This window comes from Bacteroides sp. Phil13, assembly GCF_001940965.1.
Classification (GTDB): domain Bacteria; phylum Bacteroidota; class Bacteroidia; order Bacteroidales; family Bacteroidaceae; genus Bacteroides; species Bacteroides intestinalis.
In genome coordinates this window covers 82340-103140 of the sequence record NZ_MSHA01000068.1, presented here as the reverse complement: position 1 = coordinate 103140, position 20801 = coordinate 82340, and the positions used below count along the sequence as shown (strand labels likewise).

Genomic DNA, 20801 nt, shown 5'->3' with positions numbered 1-20801 from the left:
TTTCTTATAGAATCTCATAACTTAGACAAAGAATTGATTAATTTGTGTTCTAATCTTTATTTTGGCTCTCGGAAAATGTCGGAATCATTAATATTATAAATTATTCATCGTTATTCTTTCCGATACTACGGATATATTCATTGGGAGTGATGCCGGTAGCCTTCTTGAAATAGCGGAAGAAAGAGGCGCGTGAGCTAAAACCGCAGAGTTCGGCAAGCGCTCCCAGCGTATATTTGGAATATTCGTCTTCGTTGATAAGACGCTTGAACTCCTCAATACGGTAATCATTGATGTAATCGTAATAATTACGGTTCAGATGTTGATTGAACAGATAAGATAAAGTATGTGCTGACCTGCCGAGCATGGTTGCCAAATCGGCTATTTTCAGATCAGGGTTCGTATATGGCTTATCACGAAGCATCAGAGCCTCCAGCTTTTCTGTCAGGCGCTGACATTCTTCCGTGCTTATCTTATTGGTTTTATATTTTGATTCTACTATCTTTTCTTGCTTTTCGGACTCTTGCACATTTTCAGGAAGCTGGATTTGAATATTTTTCGTTTGCTTCGCTTTTCTCTTACGTTGATAGTAAATGTAGCCGATAAAAATTAAAGCAATAGAGATAGCAATGATGCTCCATGTTTCTACAGGATAGGCAATGTGGACAGATGTGTGTATTTCAGAATCTGGGTTCCCGATATAACGTAACTTGAAGAGATAGTTTCCGGATGACAAATCATAATAAGTAATATCGGACTTTCCGGTCAATATCTGCCAGTCCTCATCTTCACCTTCCAATTTGTATTCATAAGTCATATAAGCCGGTTCGGTATAGGTAAATCCGGAGAAGTGAAATGTCAGGTTGTTTTGGGAAGATTCGAGTTGTATTTCAGGAACTTTTCTACTTTCAATAACAGGATGAAGCGATTTCTTTCCGTTGACGTAAATATCTGTAATAGTCAGCGGATAAGTGTATCTTTTCATCTGATTATTTTCCTTGAAATTCATATAAATCAGACCTTTGGAATTTCCCATCCATATATTGCCCTGCTGGTCCTGTACGGGAGGGCACAATGTGAAAATAGAACTTGGAATACCGTCTATGAAGTTGTAAGGAATAAAAGTTTCTTTTTTGTCGTAGCGGTAGAGTCCGTTATTGGTTCCTATCCAAAGCCATTTTTCGTCATCTTCCAATATGAACATACCATCTTTTCCTTCCAATTGTGTATCAGGTTGCAACCTTCTGAAACGGTTCATGGAGAGATCGGATATACACATACTTCCTTTGTCCGGTAGGAAATAAAGATTATGGTCGGAGTCTTCATATACAACTCTGATCTTTTCTTTATGAATAAAGTTTTCCGGGAAGATGCTGGTTTTCAGACTTTCGGAAGAGGGGTCCCAGATACACATGCCATTCTCCGTACAAATCCATCCCTTGTGAGTGGAATCAAAATAGATTTCGTAAACATTCCCTTCGGGTAACTTGGAGTTGGCACTGGTGTAGTGCTTGATTCTTTTTCCATCTTTATAGCAATAGAGCCCCATTGAGGTACCTATCCACAATTGGGCTTTTGCATCAGCCTTTATACAGAAAATCTGTCCCCGCATGAAAGGTTGCGGTTCACCAGGTTCGAAGTCGTGGATAGTAAGATCAGCAGGATTGAATATGTACATGCCGCCGCCATAAGTTCCGATATAATATTTATCCAGAAATTTGTAGATAGAGAAAATCATACTGGAACGCAATTCAGGAGATTTAAAGTTTTTGAAGCGTTGTTCCTCTTCATTTATATAGAATAGGCCATCGCGGGAGCCAACTAACTTTTCATGTTCGGTAATTGCAATACTACGGACAGGCATATCTTTGGAGTCAAAATACGGGAGATAACTGTAAGTCGAAAAAAGTCCGCTCTGGTATAGACTGTAATCCAATCCCAACTGATAGAAGCCTATCCAGATGAGACCGTCACGATCTACCAAAAGTGAGTACACGGAGTTGGACCGGATACTTTCTTCTTTTCCCGGTTCATGGCGGAAGGAGCGTAGAATCTTCATTTGTTGGGTCGAAATGAAATGAACCCCGTTTCCATCGGTACCCACATACAACATATCTTTACCATCACCGGACAAGGAAGATATCACATTACAGCCTACGTCGACAAAATGCTTAAACTTATGTGTCTGTATGTCGAAACTGATGATGCCTTGCCCCATTGTACCCAAGTAGATTACGTTGCCAATTCGGGTGATGTTATTGTAAGAGCAAAAATGTTTGTCCTCTACCATATTATGATACGGAGTAATTTTCTTGTCAGCCAATGTTAGAGAAAAAAGTCCGTCATTGGTGGATATCCAGAGAAGCCCCTCTTCACCCAGGGTGAGTCCGGTGATGACATTAGAGGCTGAAAGGACATTGGGGGCTATAAGTACCTGTTCCAGATTCCCGTTTTTATAGATAAACAGACCGGCCTCGCTCCCTATATATAAAGCACCTTTTCCATCAGGTAGAAGTGCGCGGACACCGTAGTGTATTGTTTCGGCAGCAATCGGTTCGAGAATATCTTTTTCGGTATTCACCCGCCAAAGCCCCATACCGTTTCCCATCCATATCTGATTGCCTTCCATTTCGGCAATGGCATTGACCCTCTTGATCTTTTCATTTGCTCCCGAAATCAGGAAATGTTTCAGGCGTGTACCGTCAAAACGTTCCAGAGAATTGCCGGTACCTATCCAAACATAACCAATGGAATCTTTATAAAGTGCATTCACTACTAAGTCGGAAAGCCCTTCGGTGACGGACAGTCCCCGGAATACAGAGGGGAGGGAATAGCCTGGCAGGAAGCTAAATAGCAGTAATAATAGGATGATATATTTTAATATGTTTTTCACTATATATTATATTTCGTTTCTATGTATTATGTTTCTGCAAGCAAATATAAGGAAAAAGAACGAAAATGTTTAGGTTTAGAATGATAATTCAGAGGACGGAAATCCTCTACCGATCTATTGGTTTATGACCAAGTCCATACCAAGCCCGTACCAACTCCCTGTCAAGTCCGTACCTTCTCCTTGGCTATAGACACGGAGATGATACGGACTTGACAAGGTTTCGATAGGAAGTTGATATAACCTTGATGCTTTTGCTATTTCCCTTTCTAATAATATGATCCAATCAATTAATCGTTAAATAAAATTCTACTTCAATATCTTTTCCTCCATATTGGCTTTTAGTTTGTACGTCTTCTTTTTGATGCTGATGGTGCAATCGGTGGATGCAGTGTAGTACCATGCCCCTTTCTTGAATTCCAGTAATACATCTGTGGGAGTTTCCGTCTTGATAACTACATTCGGGGTACTTAGCAAAGTGCCATGTCCTAAAAAGAAGGTGCAATCATCGCCCTTTTTATTTCCCCATAAAGCATAGGTGGCTTGTGCACTCATTTTTCCGCTAGTGCAGATATCCGTGGGATTATCTGATGACAGAATATAATCTGTGCGTCCATTTTTCTGTACCACACAGATACCGGTGGCACTGTTTTCCGTTTTGCTTTTTACTTCGGGGAAGCTTACTTCGGTAATGCAGCCGGGTTCTTTTACGGATGAGGGCTCATAGATAGCGACGAACGGCCGGTTCCAGGCTTCTCCTTTCTGGCGAGCCACAAAAGTCAGGGTAGGTTGTTCTTTTATATTATATGGCATCCCCGGGCTACGGCTCAAACCTTCCGTCATGGGAGACAGGGCGGTGAAAACTTCCCGGTCCGTTTCTCCTTTCATCCACAAGTTCATTGAAATGTCATCCTTGTCGGGCATGGCAATGGTAAATGTAGCTTTTATGTCTTTGTCGGTAGTAGCCGACTTCTTATTATAGATATAAGAATAAGCATAAAGGTGAGCGCCTGCAAAGGCCAGTTCTTTGGTAGGTTGCAGATTCAAGTCTGCACCGTCTGTGCCTGTCAGTGTTAGGGTTTGCCCCAGATTATGGTAGAAATAATCATGCATTTTATCACCACCGCGTTCTTTCCGGCTGCGGAAGATATCTACGTAATAACCGGTTTCCGGACCGGTAGTGACGATACTCATCATACGGGTCTGGTCGGCACGGCTTTCCGGTTCACGGAAAGAAACATCGCTATAGGTTACGGAAGTGAAAGCTTTTCCCGGTTCGGAAGAAACAGGGAAGTTGGATTTAAGATCGAAGGAGTGATTACTTTTCATCACCGGATAACTGGAAATGCCATCCACGCAAACCGTGTTATGACTGGGAAATTGAGAGTAATATTCCAGATAATCCAGCCCACTGTATAAGTAAAGACCGATTCCGGCATCGGGAGCCAGAACATATCCCTTACCATAAAGTTCCATGGATATGCCATTGGCATGCATGTGGTTTCCTTCACTGGCATTCAGGGAAATCATAAGACTGTGACGGGGATTCATTCCGTTTCGTTGTACCAGCCAGGAAACGTTCGGTGCATAGAAGAGGGGAGAGACATATTGCTCTATTTTTCCGGCTTCGATATTGGGATTCAGTTCCAATGGCTTTTCATCAAAGAAAGAACTGATAGAAACGGGGACGCTTTTTTTATTGTCTTTGGTTTTTCCCGCATCGGGATGGAAGCATTTCAGCATGGCAGTGAAATATTCTTCCTGCTCTTTCTTTCCGTTGTGCTGTGCATTTCGTATCATGCGGGATATAGGATGGGTGTTCAGATATCCCGGGTGGGTATCGCCGAAACCACAGATCATCCGGTTGGGGAACAAATATTGCGGAGTAGCGGCTACCGCTTTAGAAAGAACCGGCATTGCTTCCACCAGGTCATAATTCAGATTCCGGTCGAAGAGGGTAGTAAAGCTGGTGTAGTCATTCAGTACTACATTGCTGTATCCGGGACATTCGGCCCAGATACCTGTCTTCGGATCGAAGCCATAATCGGCTAATTTATTCAGACTCCATTGGCGGATACTAGAGCGGTTGAGTACATAATCAATGTAATATTCGCGTCCTTTGCCATCGGCATATTGCTTGTTGTTTTCCAGTATCATACCAATATTCATGACATAACGAGCCTGCATCAGGTTCCAGTTGTTGTGAGGAACACCGTTTGCAATGATATTGTCCGCCCATTTCTTGAAAGCTCCTGCGTATATATCCATTTTGTCGGTATGCCGGGTATTCAGGTAGTCATACAGGAAATCGTAAAGGGGAACGATGTCATAAAGAATATCTTCGTGAATAACCTCGAAAGAACTCATGCCTACTAGCGTTTGCTGATGGCCGTGGTTGAGGTCGATGGGAACATTCCGATAATAGATACCTGTCATATAGGTATCGAATACTCCGGCAGCGAGTTTTGCATATCTTTCTTCTCCGGTAAGCCAGTAAAGGAAGGCGGCATCACGGGCGATACCCATGATTTCACGGTTCAGGCTTTCAATGTTGCGACCGGTTTTAGATGGATGTACACTCTCCATAGGGCGACCGGGCAGGGCATTGTTACAGAAGGTCACATTTCCTTCCGCATCGTCATCGTATGGCACTACATCTTCCAGACGGGGACGTCCGTGGGTGGCGAATGTGCCACGCGTACCGGTATAGCGAACGGTGGGTGTCGGTGCTTTTTCGCCTCCGGCATGGTCGAAGGTTTCACCTTTTATATATACATCCGTAGCATGAGACTTCCAATACATGGCAAGGCGTGAAAGTAACCAGTCCGGTTGGGCATCTGTCAGGTTGGCATAAAGATCGGCACGCCTTTTCAGTTTCTCAAATACGTCTTTTGCCCAATCTTCTTTTTCTATCAGGTTCAGGGTTTCACTCTTACCGTTGCTGTTTGTCAGATAACGCGGATGGCTGTCCGGCAACTGCTGCCGGAAGGTGATTTCTACCTCCTGGGCTTGTAATATCCCTGAAAAGAGAAGGCATATCAATAAACTAAGTGCTTTCATATTCTATCAATAACATTAGGTATTTAAAGAATATACGGATGAGGGCGGATAATTACTCAACGGAACACGACAAAGATAGCGCAAGACTATGCAAAATATGTAATCATTATTACACTTTTTTAAAAATAAAGCCCCTACTTTTGTGAAAAATACTATTTCCTATGAAGAAATTGTCATTTATAAACAGGTTTTTACCTTCGTACAAATGGAAAGTGGCTGCGATAGTTATCTGCGGTATCGTTGTGGGCGGGGGAGGCTTGTTCATGTACTTGCTGCGGGCGCATACCTACTTGGGGGATGAGCCGTCGGCATGCGTGAACTGTCATATTATGGCACCTTATTACGCTACATGGTTCCACAGTTCACATAGTCGGGATGCCACTTGCAATGATTGTCATGTTCCTCATGAGAATGCCGTAAAGAAATGGACATTCAAGGGGATGGACGGTATGAAACATGTGGCTGCTTTTCTGACAAAGAGCGAGCCACAGGTTATCAGGGCGCATGAAGCCAGTTCAGAGGTGATTATGAATAACTGTATCCGTTGCCATACGCAGTTGAATGCGGAGTTTGTGAAAACCGGGAAAATAGATTATATGATGTCTCAGGTAGGCGAGGGTAAGGCTTGTTGGGATTGTCACCGGGATGTGCCGCATGGCGGAAGCAACTCGTTGTCATCCACTCCCAATGCACTGGTACCTTATCCTGAATCGCCCGTTCCGGGCTGGCTGCAAAAGATGCTTAAGAAATAATGAAATAAAATCAATATACTTATGGAAAAGAAATTGAAATCATGGCAAGGCTGGCTGCTGTTCGGTGGTTCGATGGTAGTCGTGTTTGTATTAGGATTATGTGTTTCCGCGCTGATGGAGAGGCGGGCGGAATTAGAAAGCGTGTTCAATAACCGCAGGACTGTTATTACAGGCATTGAAGCCCGTAATGAAGTGTTCAAAAGTGATTTCCCCCGTGAATATCAGACCTGGACGGAAACAGCGAAGACGGATTTCCAGAGTGAGTTCAATGGAAACATTGCGGTCGATGTATTGGAACAACGTCCCGAAATGGTGGTTCTGTGGGCAGGATATGCTTTCTCAAAGGACTATTCGACTCCGCGTGGGCACATGCATGCGATAGAGGATATTACGGCAAGCCTTCGTACGGGGGCGCCTGCTACTCCCGAAGATGGTCCGCAACCGTCTACCTGCTGGACTTGTAAGAGCCCGGATGTTCCCCGTATGATGGAGGCTATCGGTGTGGATGCGTTCTATAATAATAAGTGGGGAGCAATGGGTGATGAGATTGTAAATCCTATCGGATGCGCCGATTGCCACGAACCGGAAAATATGAATCTGCACATCAGCCGTCCGGCTTTGATCGAGGCTTTTGCACGCCAGGGCAGAGATATAACAAAAGCTACTCCGCAGGAAATGCGCTCGCTGGTTTGTGCGCAGTGCCACGTGGAATATTACTTCAAGGGTGATGGCAAGTACCTGACTTTCCCTTGGGATAAAGGCTTTACTGTGGAAGATATGGAGGCTTATTATGATAATGAAGGTTTCTATGATTATATTCATAAACTGAGTCGTGCTCCGATATTGAAAGCGCAGCATCCTGATTATGAAATCTGTCAGATGGGTATTCACGGTCAGAGAGGTGTGTCATGTGCAGATTGTCACATGCCTTATAAGAGCGAAGGTGGTGTGAAATTCAGTGATCACCATATTCAAAGCCCGTTGGCGATGATTGACCGTACTTGTCAGACTTGCCACCGCGAAAGTGAAGAAACATTGCGTAACAATGTGTACGAACGCCAACTTAAGGCTAACGAAATACGTAACCGTTTGGAACAGGAACTTGCCAAGGCTCATATCGAGGCTAAGTTTGCATGGGACAAGGGGGCTACGGAAGATCAGATGAAAGATGTACTTGCCCTTATCCGTCAGGCGCAGTGGCGTTGGGATTTCGGTGTGGCTTCTCACGGTGGTTCTTTCCATGCTCCGCAGGAAATCCAACGTATCCTTTCACATGGATTGGACAAGGCTATGCAGGCTCGTCTGGCTGTATCAAGAGTATTGGCTAAGCATGGCTTTACGGATGATGTGCCGATGCCGGACATTTCAACCAAAGAGAAAGCACAACAATATATTGGTCTCGACATGGATGCGGAAAGAGCTGCTAAAGAGAAATTCCTGAAAACAACTGTACCTGCATGGCTGGAAAAAGCGAAAGCTAACGGTCGCCTGGCCCAGAAATAAAACAGAGATATGTGGATCAGACCGTGGGGATTTAAAGAAGGATGCCTGATAGGCGCAGGACTGTTGGTGACAGGATGGTTGCTACAGATTGCAATCGGTGAAATAGATTGGAGTCTGTTTGCCTGTCCGGTGAATATCATAGTTCTGGTTTTATATATAGCCGGAATAGTTGCCATGCATTGCTTGCGCAAGCGTGTTTATTTCTTCAGTTGGATAAGCCATTATACATCGGCTGTCTCTTCTCTTTTATGGGTGGCGGGCATTACGGTGGTGATGGGACTTATCCGTCAGATCCCTTCCTGTCATCCGGCAGATGTGCTCGGTTTCTCACGAATGCTTTCGGCATGGCCTTTTGTATTGCTTTATATCTGGATGGTGACTGTACTGGGGCTGACTACGCTTCGTGCCGGATTTCCATTCAGATGGAAGAAGCTTGCTTTCCTTTTGAATCATGCCGGGCTGTTTATTGCCCTGATTACGGCAACCTTGGGAAATGCCGATATGCAGCGGCTGAAAATGACCACCCGGATAGATAATGCCGAATGGCGTGCAATGGATGAGTACGGCAAATTGATAGAACTTCCGCTGGCCATTGAACTGAAAGACTTCACGATTGACGAGTATCCTCCGAAACTGATGCTGATTGATAATGAAACAGGCCGTACATTGCCTGAAAAAGCACCGGAACATTTGTTGCTGGAAGAAGGTGTTACGGAGGGGCAGTTGTCCGATTGGCTGGTGACTATCCGGCAAACGATTCCCTGGGCGGCTTCTGTGGCTACGGAAGATACGGTGAAGTTTACCGAATTCCATTCGATGGGAGCCACGTACGCCGTTTATTTGCAGGCTATCAATCAAAAGACGAAAACTGCAAAAGAGGGTTGGGTAAGTTGCGGTAGTTTTATTTTCCCATATAAAGCATTGCGTCTGGATTCGTTGACAAGCCTTATTATGCCGGAACGCGAACCGCAGCGTTTTGCATCTACAGTGAAAGTATACACGGAAGACGGCAAACAGGTGGAAGATACGATTGCAGTGAACCATCCCCTGAATGTGGCGGGATGGAATATTTATCAATTGAGTTATGATGATACGAAAGGGCGCTGGAGCGATATCAGTGTGTTCGAACTGGTACGTGATCCGTGGTTGCCTGCTGTCTATGCAGGTATTATCATGATGGTGCTGGGAGCTATCTGTCTGTTTGTTAATGCACAAAAAAGAAAAGAGGAGGACGCTGAATGACGTGGGATTATTTTGTACCGTTTTCAATTGCCGCCCTGCACTTCTGGGGATTCGGTGCCTTTGCCGCCTGGCGCGGAAGAAAACCGTATATTGTTGGCGGGCTTACCTTGATTGGGCTTGCTATCTTCTTCAGCTTTATTGTGGGAATGTGGATTTCCCTGGAACGTCCGCCTATGCGGACGATGGGAGAGACGCGCTTGTGGTACTCTTTCTTTCTTCCACTGGCAGGACTCATCACATACAGCCGTTGGAGGTATAAGTGGATACTCAGTTTCAGTTTTATCCTATCACTGGTATTTATCTGTATCAATATCTTCAAACCGGAAATACATAACAAAACTTTGATGCCGGCTTTGCAAAGTCCGTGGTTTACGCCGCATGTCATCGTATATATGTTTGCCTATGCTATGCTGGGTGCGGCCACCGTGATGGCTATTTATCTGCTTTGGTTCAAGAAGAAGCCGATTGACAGCCGGGAGATGGACCTATGCGATAATCTGACTTATGTAGGATTGGCATTCATGACATTAGGCATGCTGTCGGGGGCTGTATGGGCAAAAGAGGCGTGGGGACATTACTGGTCGTGGGACCCGAAAGAGACATGGGCGGCAGCTACGTGGTTTTCCTATCTGATTTATATACATTTCCGCCTTGGAAAACCTTTGTTACACCGTAAGGCCTTAATTTTACTTCTGATATCATTTGTTTTGCTGCAAATGTGCTGGTACGGCATCAACTATCTGCCCTCTGCACAGGGAGTCAGCATTCATACGTATAATTTAAACTGATAATCATTATGAAAACTACTTATTGGGCAATGCTTCTCATGCTTTTGCCAAGCATGGCGTATACGCAAACGACAGAAAAAGAGAATGAATTTACAATGTCCATCCAGATCAGACCTCGTGCAGAATATCGTAATGGTGCTCTGATGCCCCGTAATGAAGGAGAGGAACCTGCGGGATTCATCAATAACCGTGCACGCCTTTCTATGGAGTACAAGCGTTCTGATTTGCAAATGAAAATCTCGGCTCAGCATGTGGGGGTATGGGGACAAGATCCGCAGATTGACAAGAATGGACGTTTCATCATGAACGAGGCATGGGCTAAACTGAATTTCGGTAAAAACTTCTTTGCACAATTAGGTCGTCAGACCCTTTCGTACGATGACGAGCGCATTTTGGGCGGACTGGATTGGAACATAGCCGGACGTTATCATGATGCATTGAAACTGGGTTATGCCGATCCCAACAACCAACTGCATATGATCCTTGCTTTCAACCAGAATGACGAGACTAAGATAGGCGGTACCTATTACGTGCAGGCCGGAGCACAGCCTTACAAGAATATGCAGACACTCTGGTATCACTATAAATCCGATTATACTCCCTTTGATGCATCCTTACTGTTCATGAATCTGGGATTGGAAACCGGAGATGCCGCTACTAAAGAGTCTCACACCCGTTATCTGCAAACGATGGGAACTTATATCACCTACAGGGAAAAAGGGTGGAATGTAGACGGCGCCTTCTATTATCAGACGGGCAAGAACCAAAATGTGCAGAAGGTATCTGCTTTCATGGCCAGCCTGCAAGTGGCTTATGCTTTCCCATACAATCTTAAACCGACTTGGATCGTAGTGGCAAGCGCCGATTATCTAAGTGGAAACAGCGGTGACAGTGACAAGTACAAGGCATTCAATGTTCTATATGGCACACATCATAAGTTTTACGGAGCTATGGATTATTTTTATGCGTCCGACTTTAAACCCGGATATGCTCCCGGCTTGTTTGACAAACGTCTGGGTGTACGTTTCCGTGCTTCCGATAAGGTGGATATGGACTTGAACTACCATCATTTCTCAACTGCGGTGAAATTGCCGGGGTTGAAGAAAGCATTAGGTTCGGAAGTCGATTATCAGATTAACTGGTCGGTGATGAAGGATGTGAAACTCTCCGCCGGATACTCCATTATGCGCGGAACGGAGACGATGGACGTTGTGAAAGGCGGCAATCATAAAAGCTGGCAAGACTGGGGATGGGTGTCTGTCAACATCAATCCCAGAGTGCTGTTTGTGAAGTGGTAAAACTGTAAGTAAGAGAGAACATAAATGAAGGTACGTATCAGGAGAAAGCTCCTATACGTACCTTTCTAATATAGTTTCATTGAGTATCTGCACTGTCTTTCCGTCCATATCGATAATACCTTCCTTTATCATCTTATTAATCTCTTTCGATAGTGCAGGGCGGGTTACATTCAGATATTCGGCAAGGGTTGCCTGATTGTGGATGATGTTGACCGTTGAAGAATTCTTTTTCTTGTGTTCCAGCAAGTAGACAACGAAACGTTCGCGCACTGTTTTCCGCGATAGGGTTTTCAGGCGGGATACTGTGCAGACATTACAATTGCCCGTGATGCAAAGAAAGTTGTGTAATATTTTAGGTTCCTCGCTGATAAGCTTGAACATGGACTCTTTGCTGGCGGTGAGTAGGGTACTGTCTTCCATGGCAGTAAAGGTTGCCGGCAGTACTCCGTCTGAACTGAATAAATGAGGAGTGGCGAATGCACGTGCCGCAACGATATATTCTATCATGACTTCATTTCCCAATCCGTCGATAATATCTACCCGTAGTTTCCCTTCCAACAATACATATAATTTCTTGCAGAGTGTTCCCTGGGTGGCAATGATATCTTTTTTGTCGACCGAGTACAGGGAGATATCCAACCTGTCGAGCAACGAATGCTTGATGTTAAGGGGAAGGTCACGAAACAGCGGAATCTGGAAAAGTAATTCCTGATGTTTGTCGGTTAATGTTATTTTCCTCATTATATTAGGTAGTTGGTTGTACAAAGATACGATGAAAAAGTAGAATTAAAAGTATTTCTTCGAATTCTCCTCATTAATACGCATTTCTTTTCCTTCTATTTGTATGCAGCCCTCGTTACTCAACTCGGATATGGCACGTGCCAATGACGGACGGGCTACCCCAAGTATATGTGCCACTTCCTGTTGGGAACCGATGCCTCCATGCATCTTTACATAATTGAGTAATCTGGATTTCAGGCTTTGTAAGGCAAACTCGTTCAGTTTCTTGGATAGAAACAAGCTCCGGTCGGAAATCAACTTCAGGAAATTCTGCATGATGACCGGGTACTGGTGCATGAACTCCAGAAAAGCATCCTTATTCAGAATCAATACTTCCGAGGTTTCCAGGGTTTCGATATTCACCGGGAAACGGTTTTCGGAAGCGAAGATGAAAGCCGGTGCAAGGAGTTTCGGGGCACGGAGGGTCTCTATGGTGAGTTGTTTTCCTTCTGCACTGACCATTTGCGTACGCACTGTCCCATTGCATAGAATATAGAGAGAACGGTAAATGTCTCCCTGCATGGCGATAAACTCTCCCGGTTTATAAGATTTAAGGGTATGTTGGTGAGAGAGAACGAACCGTAATAGCGTTTCCTCTGTTATACCTTGAAACAATGGCATCTGTAATAATATATGTGGTTCCATTCTTTTTTAAGTTTTTTGTGATTGGGTGTAACATACGTGACAATTTACCTGCTATAAACTCTCCATCTTTGCACAAAGATAATGCAAATGTATTTTATAGATGCCCGATTACAATTAATTTATAGTATGGTAAATGATAATTTATCGGTGAGAGAATTGTTACGCGGAAGTATCTTAAATTCTCCTCCTCCGTCGGAGGAGGAGTACCCGTAGGGGGAGGTGGTAGGTGAAACAATAAAATACCTATGAATAATAAGATAAAGGAATTTTTCTCTCACCTACCACCCCGCCCGTTGGGCACCCCTCCTCCAACTGGAAGAGGGGAATTGAGATAGTCAGAATATCAATAGCTACGCCGATAAATTATTATTTATAGAACAACCTAATTTTGCATGAGTATTTAACTAAATAAAAAGAATAAGATGATGGAAGCTAAAATGTTTTGTTATCAGTGCCAGGAGACAATGAAAGGCACCGGTTGTATCTTGAAAGGTGTGTGTGGAAAAGAAAGTCATACAGCAAAGGCAATGGATTTGCTGATGTTCGTGGTACGTGGAATATCAGTCGTTACCGATGAGTTCCGTAACGCCGGACATCCTGTAGCTGCCGAAGTGGACCGTTTTGTTGTGGATGCCTTATTCTGTACCATTACAAATGCCAACTTCGATGATGAAAGCATTCTGAACAGGGTGGATAAAGGTATGGCATTGCGTAACCGTTTGATAGAAGAAGCCAAAGAAAAAGGTATTTCCCTGCCTGAAATCGACGAATTGCAATGGCAGGGCGGACGTGATGAGTATGCTGCCAAGGCGGAAAGCGTGGGCGTGTTGCGTGAGCCCGACATAGATCTGCGTTCCCTGAAAGAATTGATGACCTATGGTCTGAAAGGTATGGCGGCATATCTGGAACATGCCATGCGTCTGGGATATGACGATGCTTCTATCCATACTTTTATGCAACATGCTTTGGCCGCCACTGCTACAAAATCACTTCCGGCAGGCGAATGGGTGAAGATGGTGCTCCAGACCGGAGAATACGGTGTGAAGACTATGGCTTTACTGGATAAAGCGAATACCGAACGCTATGGCAATCCGGAAATGACAAAAGTAAATATCGGAGTAGGGAAGCGTCCGGGTATCCTGATAAGCGGCCACGACCTGAAAGATATGGAAGAACTATTGAAGCAAACCGAAGGTACGGGAGTCGACGTGTATACACATAGCGAAATGCTTCCTGCTCACTATTATCCTGCTTTCAAGAAGTATTCCCACTTCGTAGGCAACTATGGAAATGCCTGGTGGAAGCAACGTGAAGAGTTCACCACCTTTAATGGCCCTATCCTGTTTACGACGAACTGTATCGTCCCTCCGTTGGCAAATGCTGAATATAAAGAACGTATGTTTACAACAAATTCCACCGGATATCCCGGTTGCAAGTACATTCAGGCAGATGCCGAAGGCAGAAAAGACTTCTCCGAAATTATTGAGATAGCCAAGCAATGCCAGCCGCCTACGGAAATAGAACGTGGAGAAATCATCGGTGGTTTTGCCCATAATCAGGTGTTGCAACTGGCAGATAAAGTAGTGGATGCCGTGAAGAGCGGTGCTATTCGTCGCTTTGTAGTTATGGCAGGTTGCGATGGACGTATGAAGGGACGCGATTATTATACCGAATTTGCCAAGGCGTTGCCTAAAGATACAGTCATCCTGACAGCAGGTTGTGCCAAGTATCGTTACAATAAGTTGCCTCTGGGAGATATCAACGGCATTCCACGCGTACTGGATGCAGGACAGTGCAACGACAGCTATTCACTGGCAGTCATTGCAATGAAACTGAAAGAAGTATTCGAACTGAATGATATCAACGAACTCCCGATTGTGTATAACATTGCTTGGTACGAGCAGAAAGCCGTTATCGTACTGCTGGCCTTGTTGAGTCTGGGTGTGAAGAAAATCCATTTAGGGCCTACGTTGCCTGCCTTCCTGTCGCCCAATGTGGCAAAAGTCTTGGTAGATACTTTTCAGATAGGTACCATCAGTGATGTGGAAGATGACTTGAAGATGTTCCAATTATTATAAGACTGAAAAAACTCCGGTAATAGCTACTGCTGTGCCGGAGTTTTTATTATTAATAAATAGTGAGATTTATGAAAACAAAAGATGTAGAAACGGATGTGGGAAGTACGGATTTGGCTTCCTACATACTTGCTGTGACCGAACAGCTGAAACGTGAACGAAAGTTTGCGGCGGCGCATGGTTATGTGTCTGCGCTGCATTCCTTCCAAGATTTTGCGGGTGGCAGGGGCATACCACTGCCTATGGATGAAGTGTTCACCCCTATGCGGCTGAAAGCCTATGAGGAGTGGCTGATGCAGAAGAAAAAGAGACCCTTGAAGATGAACAGCGTGACCAGTTACATGAGCTCACTGCGGGCTGTGTACAACCGCTGGATGCCCGTAGGCACACCGGGACACAACCCACAGCTGTTTGCCGGTGTACATACACGGGTGGTGTCTCAAACCAAACGTGCACTGCGTGGATGGCAGATGGAAAAGTTGTTGAGAGCAGAGAACGATGCCCTGACCAGAGAAGAAAGAAGGGCTTTGGCATATTTCCGCCTGATGTTTCTGTGCAGGGGGATACCGTTTATCGACCTTGCCCATCTGCGCAGGCAGGATTTGCAGGGGGAATATCTGGTCTATCTCCGTCATAAGACTCAGAAACCGATGCGGGTGAAACTGTCTCCCGAAGCCTTGCGCCTACTACGAGGGCTCGGACAGAAGACTACCTCCTCATCTCTCTACCTGTTGCCAATCCTGGATGCAGAGATACAGGACGGTTGGGAACAATATCTTTCTTACCAGATTGCTTTACGTAACTTCAACCGGACATTAAAGCAAGCCGTAAAACGGATGCTTCCAGGCGTGCCGGTAAGTTCCTACACTGCCCGGCATACTTGGGCTACGCTGGCTTACCACATGGGGCAGTCCATTGGTATTATCAGCCAATCACTGGGACACTCGTCCATCCGGGTAACGGAAACTTACCTCAAACCTTTTGAAAATGAACGTATCGATGAAGTAAACAGACAACTCATCGCAGCTGTGAAAAAAGGTAAATGGAAGGGGAGTATGCTTTACAGTATATTGTAAGACACGAAGTTGAGACTAAATTACTTACCAAGTAACGGCAGTAATCGCTTGCAAATATCCACATATTTTCACAAATAAGCAAGGGGATATTAATAAAACTTTAAATATAATTCTTTCAAGACAGAATCACAATGATCTAAAATAGAAAAAACACATATTATCTTCTTATTTCTACTACGGCAGGTATACGAATTGCGCCCTCCACTTTCAGCTTAGAAGCGGAACCATCAACTATTTTACTTTTAGCTCAGAAAAGTCTTTTTTTCATCCTAAGCGATGCGCTTGGAAATCGCTTTTTCCGCATGCATCGGATAGTAGTTTGAAATTACTTGGTAAGTAATTTCAGAAACCCAGTTTTTTTATTCCGATAAATGATAATTAATGAATGTATATATAGTGTAGCGCGCTTTAGTCAATATGTTGTTGTGCTGTTTGTGGGATTACGGTGTTAGGTTGTAGCGACAGCTATAACACCGTAATTTACAAAACGGAGCGAATGGTTCTAAATCATTTGTGACTCGTCACCCATATAGTTTATCATACATATATTAACCCTAAAATAAAAGAGATTATGTCAGAAGAAATCAGGTATCAAATCAACGGTCAACTGGCGGATAACACCGTGACTGTGGACAACAAAGAGGATATGATCCTCGTCCCCGTCTCCAACGGCAGTGCCGACGAGGAACGTATCATTGCCGAAATGAAAGCGGAAGACTCCGGTCTGCGGGAAGAAACCATCCGCCACGTCTTCGACCTGGAGAAGCGCGTGATCAAACGTTTGCTGATGAGTGGCGTCAGTGTGAACACAGGCTTATATTATGCCTCGGTCAATTTTCATGGTGTCATCGAGAACTCTGCTTGGAATCCGGCAAAGAACTCTATCGTGGTAAACTTCAACGTGGGTGCCGACCTTCGCGAAGCCATCAAAAATACGGTGGTGAACATTATCGGTGCAAAGGGCAGTGCCATGTACATTGCAGGCGTTCAGGACACATCCACCCGTGCGCTGGATTCCAGTGCCACAGCCGGACGTGCTTTCACCCTGAAGGGTGCAATGCTGAAAGTGACCGGTACTGACGACTCTGTAGGCATCATCTTGACTGACTCAAAAGGTACGATAACAAAAATCACCGAAGACTTGTGGGTATTGAACGAACCTTCGCGTCTCAGTTTCATCATCCCCAGCGGATTGGATAAAGGTACGTATGAATTGAAGGTGACGACACAATACGGTCAAGGCCATCTGCTGAAAACACCTCGCAGTGTCATAAAAACGATATATATCGGCATGGCACCTACCGGCGGTGGAAGTGGAGGTGACGGAGGGATAGAGGATGATCCGCTCGGTTAATTAGGAGACACTACTGGCAATGCTAACTTGCCCGACCGAGCAACGGTGTCTTGCCTGACCGAGCAATGGTACTTTGCCTGAGCAGGCAACGGTGCTTTGCCGGATTTACATCTCAATCAATTGTGATAATGATTACTTAGGAGAGAGAACATACATTTTACATATCATAATAAAAAACGAACGCAACATGAAAAGAAAATCGATTTTTACCTTGTCTTTATTGCTGGGCACGTTAGCCTTTACATCATGCGAGAAAAGTGTGTATGATGCAGACAAACAACCGCAAAAAGAAAAAACAGTAGCCGACCTTGTCGTCCCGACTGGGTTTGACTGGAAAATGGTCAAGAATGCACAATGCGAAATCACAGCTCAAAGTGCATCGGATGTTTCAGTATACTCCGATCAGGAATGTACCGAAAATGCAATGCTGGCAACTCTACAGACAAACGACGGAACCTTGACGATTCCTCTGAGCCTGCCTGCCAATTCTAAAGAGGCTTACCTGCAATACGAAACGGTAAATGGCAAGAAAATGGTTTTGGCGGCTACTGCCGACAAAGATAATATCGTTCATTTCACGCTTCCCCAAGACAGCAAACCGAGTTCTGAGACAAGGGCGGAAACCAGAAATGGAGGAAGCGGTCAAATCAGCTATCCTAATTCCGGATGGGGTACTGTCATGTTCGAAGACCAGTTTCCGAGTTTAGGGGATTATGATTTCAATGATTTTGTTCTAGCCTACAGGGTACAAATCCCATTCAAATCTTATGGACATAAGTCAGTGATTGATGAAGCTATACAGCTTGGTATTGAGTTGAGGGCTATGGGAGGCTCGTATCCTTATGCTCCATATTTAAGGCTGAAGAACCTGCGGGCAGAGGATGTTGAAGAAATTGAAGTATATCAGAGTTTTTATACATCGGTTGAAGAAGTAAATTGGTTTGCCGGTCCTGACGGTGAAGTCATTATGGACTTCCGCAATTTGGTTGCAGCAACTTCAAAGCCTTCCGGCAGTTCTTTCTTTAATACAGAGAAAGAATATCTTGCTAAGGATCTACCGCAATTGAATATTGCTATTTACTTGGATGACGATGATGTAGATGTAAGCTCAGCTGACTTTGAAAGCTTCGACTTCTATCTGGCAAAGGCTGATCATGGCACTGAAATTCATTTAGGAGGATACAAACCGGTATACGATACATATCCCAGTGACAATTCCGGTTTGGGAAAGGATTATTATTATAACAATAAAGGCTTGATTTGGGGCTTGAGTGTTCCGGCTCCGATAGCTCATGTCATTGAAAAAGGTAACTTCCTCGATGCTTATAAAGACTTTACCGCCTGGGCGATGAGTGGCGGTCAGGATAAAGCAAATTGGTATAACGGAGAGAAGAATAACGAACTCTTGATAAAAACTCAATAAAATTAAAACCGGTTTTTAGATTTAGAACGGTACATATCCTGTAAGGCCACTGAGGGATATGTGCCGTTCGTTTATTTGTAGTTACAACTTTCCCTTTCTTCTTTTGTTCATTCGGAAGGAATAGACTACATTTGCATGGAGTCCCCGTTTATGAATTCAAATATGCAGAGTGATATGGAAGCAGTGAAAAGAATACCTTATGGAGTATCAGACTTCGTGGCAGTGGTGGAGCAAAACCAGTACTACGTGGATAAAACGATGTATCTTCCTTTGTTAGAGCAGCAGCCCAGCAATTTATTTCTCATCCGTCCCCGCCGTTTCGGAAAGAGTATTTTCCTGAACATGCTTCGTGCTTATTATGACAGTTCACAGAAAGCGAAATTTGAAAAACGTTTTGGGAACCTTTGGATTGGGCGGAATCCTACACCGCTGCAAGGGCGCTATCAGGTACTTTTCCTTGATTTCTCTAAAGCGGGCGCCGGGATAGAGAATTTGGAAGCTAACTTTAACCTTTATTGTCGTCGTCAGTTGGATGGATTTATGGCGACTTATGAGGATGCTTATCCAGAGCGTACGGTCGAAGAATTCTATGCTTCGACCTCGGCTGCCGATAAACTGAGTATGATTGAAGTGGAAGCCCAGCGTCACGGCTATCCGCTCTATCTCATTATCGATGAGTACGACAATTTCACTAACGTGGTGCTTAATGAGCAGGGTAATGATATCTATCATGCCATTACTCATGCCAGTGGTTTTTATCGGGAGATATTCAAGAAGTTCAAGGGCATGTTCGAGCGTATTTTTATGATGGGGGTAAGTCCTGTTACATTGGATGACTTGACCAGTGGCTTCAATATAGGTTGGAATATCAGCACCGATTATCAATTCAATATGATGCTGGGCTTCAGCGAAAGTGATGTCCGTGAGATGTTTCAGTATTATAAGGATGCCGGACAACTGAAGGGAGATGTCGAGGCGATGATAGCTGAGATGAAGCCGTGGTATGACAATTACTGTTTTGCAAAAGAGAGCTTGACGCGTGATCCGAAGATGTTCAACTGTGATATGGTGTTTTATTATTTGCGTAACTATATGAATCTGGATAAAGCACCCGAGCAGATGATTGACCCCAATACCCGTACCGATTACAACAAGATGAAGAAGCTTATCCAGTTGGATCATCTGGATGGTGACCGTAAAGGGGTGCTCCGGAAGATTACTGAAGAGGGGGAAATTGTAACGACCTTGGCTACTACTTTTCCAGCCAGCCAGATTACTGACCCGGAACTCTTTCCCAGTCTGCTGTTCTATTATGGAATGTTGACCATAACCGCTACACGGGGAAATTATCTGGTACTGAGTATTCCTAATAATAATGTGCGTAAACAATATTACGAATATCTGCTGGAAGAGTATCAACGTCAAAATAAGAAGTATATCAATCTGAATGATTTAGGATTGATGTACTATGACATGTCTTATGACGGTAAATGGCGCGAAGCCCTTGAATTCATTGCTCATGCCTACAAGGACAATTCTTCTGTACGCAGTATGATTGAGGGCGAACGAAATATACAAGGCTTCTTTACTGCCTATCTTAGTGTGAGTGCCTATTATCTGGTTGCTCCTGAAGTGGAATTGAACCATGGCTTTTGCGATATGTTTTTGATGCCCGACCTGCAACGCTATAGCGGGGTGGCGCACAGTTATATTCTGGAACTGAAATATCTGCCATCGAAAGAGTATGAAACAAAAGCTCCTGCCCAGTGGCAGGAAGCTGTTGATCAGATACATCGTTATGCTGAGGCCCCGAGGGTACAACAACTCATTCAAGGCACAAGATTGCATTGCATAGTAATGCAATTCAGCGGATGGGAACTGGCAAGGATGGAGGAGGTATAGAAAAAATATTCAGATT

General features: G+C 44.3%; 14 protein-coding genes. 10 read left to right on the top strand and 4 right to left on the bottom strand.

Annotated elements, in window-relative coordinates:
* Positions 1-100: 100 nt before the first annotated feature.
* Complete coding sequence (locus BWI44_RS12520; protein WP_286814245.1) at positions 101-2890, bottom strand: ligand-binding sensor domain-containing protein; 2790 nt, start codon at positions 2888-2890, stop codon at positions 101-103.
* A gap of 306 nt (positions 2891-3196) precedes the next feature.
* Complete coding sequence (locus BWI44_RS12515; RefSeq protein ID WP_195209309.1) at positions 3197-5947, bottom strand: heparinase II/III domain-containing protein; 2751 nt, start codon at positions 5945-5947, stop codon at positions 3197-3199.
* A 161-nt stretch (positions 5948-6108) separates the two neighbouring features.
* Here BWI44_RS12515 and nrfH point away from each other — a divergent pair, with 161 nt between their 5' ends.
* Genes nrfH through BWI44_RS12490 form a run of 5 tightly spaced genes read left to right on the top strand, consistent with a single transcriptional unit; the run spans position 6109 to position 11530 of the window.
* Positions 6109-6699, top strand: coding sequence for a cytochrome c nitrite reductase small subunit (nrfH, locus tag BWI44_RS12510; protein WP_195209308.1), 591 nt, complete (start codon positions 6109-6111; stop codon positions 6697-6699).
* Positions 6700-6720: 21 nt separating this feature from the next.
* Entirely contained in the window at positions 6721-8202 is a 1482-nt protein-coding gene (gene nrfA / locus BWI44_RS12505; protein ID WP_195209307.1) for an ammonia-forming cytochrome c nitrite reductase, read from the top strand.
* Positions 8203-8211: 9 nt separating this feature from the next.
* A complete protein-coding gene (locus tag BWI44_RS12500) occupies positions 8212-9444 on the top strand; it encodes a cytochrome c biogenesis ResB family protein (RefSeq protein ID WP_286814221.1) in 1233 nt (410 codons plus the stop codon).
* On the top strand, positions 9441-10232 hold the full coding sequence (ccsA, locus tag BWI44_RS12495; protein WP_195209305.1) for a cytochrome c biogenesis protein CcsA: 792 nt from the start codon (positions 9441-9443) through the stop codon (positions 10230-10232). The genes BWI44_RS12500 and ccsA overlap by 4 nt, the downstream gene beginning before the upstream one ends.
* Positions 10233-10240: 8 nt before the next feature.
* Positions 10241-11530 carry an alginate export family protein gene (locus BWI44_RS12490; protein WP_195209304.1) on the top strand — a complete coding sequence of 430 codons (1290 nt, stop codon included), beginning with the start codon at positions 10241-10243 and terminating at the stop codon, positions 11528-11530.
* A 51-nt stretch (positions 11531-11581) separates the two neighbouring features.
* On the opposite strand, the gene BWI44_RS12485 is transcribed toward BWI44_RS12490, so the two are convergent.
* Together BWI44_RS12485 and BWI44_RS12480 are read right to left on the bottom strand one after the other, a co-directional pair.
* Complete coding sequence (locus BWI44_RS12485) at positions 11582-12271, bottom strand: Crp/Fnr family transcriptional regulator (RefSeq protein ID WP_138292627.1); 690 nt, start codon at positions 12269-12271, stop codon at positions 11582-11584.
* Positions 12272-12316: 45 nt separating this feature from the next.
* Entirely contained in the window at positions 12317-12955 is a 639-nt protein-coding gene (locus tag BWI44_RS12480; RefSeq protein WP_195209303.1) for a Crp/Fnr family transcriptional regulator, read from the bottom strand.
* 425 nt (positions 12956-13380) lie between these two features.
* On the opposite strand from BWI44_RS12480, the gene hcp reads away from it, so the two are divergent.
* The 5 genes from hcp to BWI44_RS12455 all read left to right on the top strand — a co-directional run bounded on the left by hcp (position 13381) and on the right by BWI44_RS12455 (position 20785).
* Complete coding sequence (gene hcp / locus BWI44_RS12475) at positions 13381-15033, top strand: hydroxylamine reductase (RefSeq protein ID WP_195209384.1); 1653 nt, start codon at positions 13381-13383, stop codon at positions 15031-15033.
* 68 nt (positions 15034-15101) lie between these two features.
* Positions 15102-16106, top strand: a complete 1005-nt coding sequence (locus BWI44_RS12470; protein WP_195209302.1) for a tyrosine-type recombinase/integrase — start codon at positions 15102-15104, stop codon at positions 16104-16106.
* Positions 16107-16677: 571 nt separating this feature from the next.
* Entirely contained in the window at positions 16678-17460 is a 783-nt protein-coding gene (locus tag BWI44_RS12465; RefSeq protein WP_007665117.1) for a DNA-binding domain-containing protein, read from the top strand.
* A gap of 187 nt (positions 17461-17647) precedes the next feature.
* Complete coding sequence (locus tag BWI44_RS12460) at positions 17648-18883, top strand: LruC domain-containing protein (protein WP_195209301.1); 1236 nt, start codon at positions 17648-17650, stop codon at positions 18881-18883.
* A 174-nt stretch (positions 18884-19057) separates the two neighbouring features.
* Positions 19058-20785: a PD-(D/E)XK nuclease domain-containing ATP-binding protein gene (locus BWI44_RS12455; protein ID WP_195209300.1), complete on the top strand. Its 1728-nt coding sequence runs from the start codon at positions 19058-19060 to the stop codon at positions 20783-20785.
* Positions 20786-20801: the final 16 nt, after the last annotated feature.